General features: G+C 71.4%; 6 protein-coding genes and 1 pseudogene. 1 reads left to right on the top strand and 6 read right to left on the bottom strand.

Going from position 1 to position 5,023, the window contains the following annotated elements; genetic code table 11:
• From K8V84_RS10845 to K8V84_RS10830, 4 genes are all read right to left on the bottom strand, one after another.
• On the bottom strand, window positions 1-661 hold a 661-nt coding region (locus K8V84_RS10845; RefSeq protein WP_304073809.1), incomplete at its 3' end, for a zinc-binding alcohol dehydrogenase.
• A 4-nt stretch (window positions 662-665) separates the two neighbouring features.
• On the bottom strand, window positions 666-1,397 hold the full coding sequence (locus K8V84_RS10840; RefSeq protein ID WP_304073807.1) for a CDP-alcohol phosphatidyltransferase family protein: 732 nt from the start codon (window positions 1,395-1,397) through the stop codon (window positions 666-668).
• Window positions 1,390-2,043, bottom strand: a complete 654-nt coding sequence (locus K8V84_RS10835) for a GTP cyclohydrolase II (RefSeq protein WP_304073805.1) — start codon at window positions 2,041-2,043, stop codon at window positions 1,390-1,392. The genes K8V84_RS10840 and K8V84_RS10835 overlap by 8 nt, the downstream gene beginning before the upstream one ends.
• Before the next feature lie 73 nt (window positions 2,044-2,116).
• The gene (locus K8V84_RS10830) at window positions 2,117-2,731 is read right to left on the bottom strand and encodes a hypothetical protein (RefSeq protein ID WP_304073811.1); all 615 of its coding nucleotides are present in this window, start codon (window positions 2,729-2,731) and stop codon (window positions 2,117-2,119) included.
• Between the two features lie 58 nt (window positions 2,732-2,789).
• Between K8V84_RS10830 and K8V84_RS10825 the strand changes: the two genes are divergently transcribed.
• Window positions 2,790-3,110 carry a hypothetical protein gene (locus K8V84_RS10825; protein ID WP_304073810.1) on the top strand — a complete coding sequence of 107 codons (321 nt, stop codon included), beginning with the start codon at window positions 2,790-2,792 and terminating at the stop codon, window positions 3,108-3,110.
• Here K8V84_RS10825 and K8V84_RS10820 read toward each other — a convergent pair.
• Together K8V84_RS10820 and K8V84_RS10815 are read right to left on the bottom strand one after the other, a co-directional pair.
• Window positions 3,107-4,069 carry an NAD-dependent epimerase/dehydratase family protein gene (locus K8V84_RS10820; RefSeq protein WP_304073803.1) on the bottom strand — a complete coding sequence of 321 codons (963 nt, stop codon included), beginning with the start codon at window positions 4,067-4,069 and terminating at the stop codon, window positions 3,107-3,109. The two genes, K8V84_RS10825 and K8V84_RS10820, sit on opposite strands and share 4 nt — an antisense overlap.
• A gap of 57 nt (window positions 4,070-4,126) precedes the next feature.
• Window positions 4,127-5,023: pseudogene (locus tag K8V84_RS10815) on the bottom strand (hypothetical protein); the annotation flags it as partial.

Raw genomic sequence — 5,023 nt, 5'->3', positions numbered from 1 at the left:
CCAGGCAGCGGGTGAGGCCCGCCTCGCTGGCGCTGGTGTGGAAGACCAGGTCGCGATCGTCCCTGGCGTCGGCGGGCAGGGCGAACTCGACCCCCAGACGTTCGGCGACCTCGGCGCGGTCGGGGTCGATGTCGACCAGTTGTACGTGGGTGCCGGGCATCTGGGAGAGCAGGCGGGCCACGCAACAGCCCACCATGCCGGCGCCCACGACGGTGACCTGGTCGCCGATGAGGGGCGCGGCGTCCCAGAGGGCGTTGACGGCCGTTTCGACGGTGCCGGCCAGGATGGCGCGGTGGGCCGGAACGCCTTCGGGTACGGGGGAGACGGCCGAGGCGGGGACCACGAAGTGGGTCTGGTGGGGGTAGAGGGTGAAGACGGTGCGCCCGAGTAGGTGTGAGGGGCCTTGTTCGACCACGCCCACGTTGAGGTAGCCGTACTTGAGGGGGCCTGGGAAGTCGCCTTCCTGGAAGGGGGCGCGCATGACGCCGTACTGGTTGGGTGGGACCCCGCCGCCGAAGACGAGGGTCTCGGTGCCTCGACTGATGCCGGAGTGCAGGGTGCGCACCAGGACCTGGTCGGTGGCGGGTTCGGGTAGGTCGACCTGTCGGATCTCACCTTGTCCGGGCGAGCGTACCCAGAAGGCGCGCGCGGTCCGTCCCATTGCCTCAGCTCCCTTCGGTGGTGGCGGCCCGGGGCGGGCGCGGGCGCCACAGTCCCGCCACGTCGCGTGTGAACGACCACAGCAGTGCGGTCAGTGCCGCGGCCACGGTGATGGTCGTGGCCGGTGGGGGAAGTATGCCCGAGACGGCGACGGTGAGCACGATGGGTTGGGCGGCGGCGACGGTCTTGCGGCCCCTACCGGGCGGTAGGGGGCCGCGCAGCCGGGGCAGGACCAGGGTGGCGGCGCCGAACAGGTAGCGCATCGCGCCGATCGCCAGTACCCAGGGCCCCAGATCCTGGGCGACCTGGACGCTGAGCACGAGGATGAGGAAGGCGTCGGCCTCTATGTCGAAGCGCGCGCCGAAGTCGGAGCAGGTGCGGGTACCGCGTGCGACGAGGCCGTCGAGCGCGTCCAGCGCCATCGCGGGCACGGCGACGGCGACCAGGGCCCAGGTGTGGTCGCCGTCGGCGACCAGGGCGGTGACGGCGCCGATGAGGACGACGCGGGCCGAGGTGACCAGGTCGGCCGGGCCCAGGGGCCGGTGGTGGTAGTGGCGTAGGGCCGCCCCCAGTAGTGCCGTGGCCGAAAGCGTGTACAGGGCGGCGGCCGTCCAGCCGTGTGCGCCCAATCCGGTGGTGATGGTCAAGAACGCCAGCAGGGCCGCTTCGGCGCACACGGCGATGGTGAGCGCGGTGGTCGGCCGGGCGCTCAGGTGGCGGGTGGCGCGGTCAGTCACGGGTGTTGTCGGCGCCGGAGCCGGGAGAGTGGTCCAGGTGGGGGAGGTCGTGGCCGAGCCGGTCGCGTTTGGCGGTCAGGTAGTCGATGTTGTCGGTGTGGGCTTCGGCGAGCAGTGGCAGGCGGGCGGTGACCTTGATGCCGTGGTCCTGGAGGGCGAGGACCTTGTCGGGGTTGTTGGACAGCAGTCGGATCGAGCGCACGCTCTGGTGGCGCAGGATGCGGGCGGCGGGTGCGTAGTCGCGTACGTCCACGGGCAGTCCCAGCGCGGTGGCCGAGTCCACCGTGTCCAGGCCTCGGCGGTCCTGCAGGCTCATGGTGCGGACCTTGTCGAGCAGGCCGATGCCGCGGCCCTCGTGGCCGCGCAGGTAGACCAGGACACCGCGACCTTCGGCGATGACGCGGTCCAGGGCGGCGTGGAGCTGGTCGCCGCATTCGCAGCGTAGCGCGCCGAAGACGTCACCGGTGACGCACTCGGAGTGCACGCGCACGAGGACGTCCTCGCCGTCGGTGACCTCGCCCAGGACCAGGGCCAGGTGTTCTCGCCGGTCGACGGGGTCGCGGAAGGCCAGGCACCGCAGGTGGGCCCGGTGCAGGGCCAGTCGGGATTCGGCGACGTCGTCCTCGCCCAGTGCGTGCTCGCTCATCGGCCCCCTTCTCCCGCCGCCGGAGGCGGCACACCCGGGCGCTTGCCCCGCCGACGTGGGCATGAAACCTGCTCTAGGGCAGTTGGATCCGGATCTCTCCGCCCAGGGTTGACTCGCCCTGCAGGGTCAGGGAGTCGCCGCTCCAGAACCGGCCCGGGTCGTAGTAGCCGGGTCGCTTGCCCTTGGGCAGCAGCCCCATCTCTTCGTAGGTCAGGGCGACGACCTCGGCGCAGTAGGCGGTTTCCAGGCGTCGCTCGCGTGCGGCGCGGGTGAAGGGCACGCGTCCCAGGGCCCAGCGTCCGGCCAGTTGGGCGGTGGAGGGGAAGGGAGTGCCGTTGAGCCGGGCCACGGTGCGCAGGGCGGCGTCCTCCATGGTCCGGTCGGCGAGGGGGTCGAGTTGGCGCAGCCAGCCCTGTTGACCGTAGCGGCGGCCCCACACCAGGACGGCGTCGCGCAGGTCGTGCAGTTGGACCCCGCGCTGGTGGGTGCCGGTCCACATGTCCACCAGGGAACGGCCCAGTTCGGCGTGCCACATCAGCGGGGGCAGGTCGTCGATGACCAGTGACATCCCGACGTGGTTGACGGGACTGTTGGTGGTGATCTGGATGGCCCGGTCGGGCACGCTGGTGCCTCGGAAGACCCAGAGGTCGCCGGTGCGGGTGGACTCCACCGCCTCGTCCAGGGACATGCTCGTGTTCGTCACAAGGCCTAGCCTAGGAGCTATGAAGTGGTGGAAAGCGTTGGGAGTGGCCGCTTTCGTGGGTGTGGCGGCCACGGGGGTGGCGATCGCGCGTGCCGAGCGGCAGCGTCGTGCCTACACCCCGGAGCAGGTCAGGGACCGTTTGCACGCCCGGGCGGCCGAGATCGGTCAAGGTGAGGGAGGTGGGGCGACGGCGCCGGGTACGCCCGAGGAGGGGGGCGAGGATCGCTCTGCGGCGGGCCGGGTGTGGGCGCTGTGGCGGCGTCTTTCCCGCACGGCGCGCCGACGCATCGGGCGCTCCGACCGGAGCGATCGGCGCGGGGACCGGCCTCCGACTCACCAGGATCCCCCGATTTCGCTCACCTAGCCCTGGACGTAGGCCAACAGGTTGCGTTCCACCTGTGGGTCGGGGGCCGGCTCCAGGGGTGGCTCGCCCCGTTCGCGGTCCCAGGCCAACACGTCGGCGGCGGTGGTCTCCAGCGGGGTGGAGGGCAGTCCGACCTCGCGGGCGCGGCTGAAGTCGCGTTGGAAGGACTGTTCCCAGGTGCGGTCGGGACGCACCAGCGGGAAGCGGGCCATGACGGCCTCCGGCGGCACCAACACCAGGTCGATGCCGGCCTGGGCCGCCCGCGCGCATGTGTGGATCATCTCGGACAGGGTGAGGGGGTGGGCCGGGCCCATGGCGTTGTACACCCCGCCCAGGTCCTGTTCGAGCAGGCGGACCACCAGGTGGGCCAGGTCGCGCGCGTCCAGGATCTGCACGGGTTGGCCGGGGTCTCCGGGCAGGACGATCTGTCCGCCTCGGGCGACCCTTCGTACCCAGTAGGTGAACTGGTCGACGTTGTCGTGGGGGCCGGCGAGCATGCCGGGGCGCACGATGGTGGCGCGGTCACCGAAGTGGGTGTGGAGTTCGTGTTCGCAGGCGACCTTGAGCGGCCCGTAGGTGGTGGCGCCGATCACCTCGGTGTTCCACTCCGGTTCCTTCAGGGGGGCGGTCTCGTCGGCGCCGGGACCGGCCCCGGGGGCGTACACGGCGTTGGTGGAGATGAACAGGTAGCGGTCCACGCGGTCCCGGAGCACCCGGGCGGCTTGGCGCACGTGACGGGGGACCAGGCCGCTGACGTCCACCACGGCGTCGAAGGAGTCCTCCTCCAGGGAGGACAGTTCACCGTCGTCACGGTCTCCGATCAGGCGTTTCACCCCGGGGAAGAGTTCGGTGCCGGTCCTGCCCCGATTGAACAGGGTGACGTCGTGGCCCCGCTCTATGGCGTTGGTGACGATGAACCTGCCCACGAAGGAGGTACCGCCCAGTACGAGAATCCGCATGAGTGTCGACTCTAGCGGGAGGTCACTGCACTGCCCGGCACCGGTACCGGTGGTGGTTCACAGGGGTTTGTCCAAGAACCCGACGTTTTCGAGCAGGGTGATGTGGTCGGTGCCCAGAGTGTGGAGGAAGGCGCCGATGTCGCGGTGCGGGGCCCGGTGCAGGGGAGCGCTGGTGCGCACCAACCCCACCTGTGACAGACCCTCGCCGCCCAACCGGGAGGCGGGGGTGGCGGGCGGATCGACCCGGTACAGACGCCAGGCGCTGCCCCTTGGGGCCGAGGCCAGCAGCATCATGGGTCGGCTCCACACCAGCAACGCCCAGGCCTTGGGGCCTTGGGCGTGCACCAGCACGGGGCCCTGTACGCGAACGTCCCGGTCCAGGAGTTCGACGACCCGGGCCGCCACGGGTACGGGGTTGGTGAAGGAACCGTGCACCCGGTACAGGCCGGAGTCGAACCCCACCGTCCAGTCCGGCTCGTCCAGTTCCACCGGTAGGTCGGCCAGGTGATCGTCGTCCTCGGCGGTGGCGGGTTCCGGCGGCGCGGTGGCCGGGACCAGGGCGGTGAGCGTGCCCTGCCCGGCGCGGGTCAGAGCGTTCAGGCGCGAGCCCAGGGTCAGGGCGTATCGTCCCTCGGACCCCTCCCACTCCACAAGGCCGCCGTGCTCGGGGTGGCCGTCGGGGACGGTGCGGGCCTCGGCCTTCAGGCCCGCCTCGGCCAGGGTTCGCAGCGCCTGTTCGGTGTCCTCCTCCGGCCAACCCGGGGTCAGGGCCAACACCACCCGTTCTGGGGACAGGCGTCGGGCCAGGGCCTGCAGCGTGGACGTGTCGGCGCCGCGCAGCGGAGCGTACAGGCACAATTCGCGCACGGGGCCCTGCGGTAGCCGGGTGAGCAGGGGGTCCTCCCCGTCGTGCAGGATCCGCACGTCGGACTCCACCGGTTCGGTCAGCAGCAG

Source organism: Nocardiopsis listeri, assembly GCF_020741345.1.
GTDB lineage: Bacteria > Actinomycetota > Actinomycetes > Streptosporangiales > Streptosporangiaceae > Nocardiopsis > Nocardiopsis listeri_A.
The sequence above is the reverse complement of the archived record's forward strand: the minus strand, read 5'-3'. Positions and strand labels throughout refer to the sequence as shown.

What these genes read in the sequence shown, in the direction of transcription:
- K8V84_RS10835 (WP_304073805.1), bottom strand. Translation starts at nt 2,043, where the DNA reads ATGAGCGAGCACGCACTGGGCGAGGACGACGTCGCCGAATCCCGACTG.
- K8V84_RS10830 (WP_304073811.1), bottom strand. Translation starts at nt 2,731, where the DNA reads ATGTCCCTGGACGAGGCGGTGGAGTCCACCCGCACCGGCGACCTCTGG.
- K8V84_RS10820 (WP_304073803.1), bottom strand. Translation starts at nt 4,069, where the DNA reads ATGCGGATTCTCGTACTGGGCGGTACCTCCTTCGTGGGCAGGTTCATC.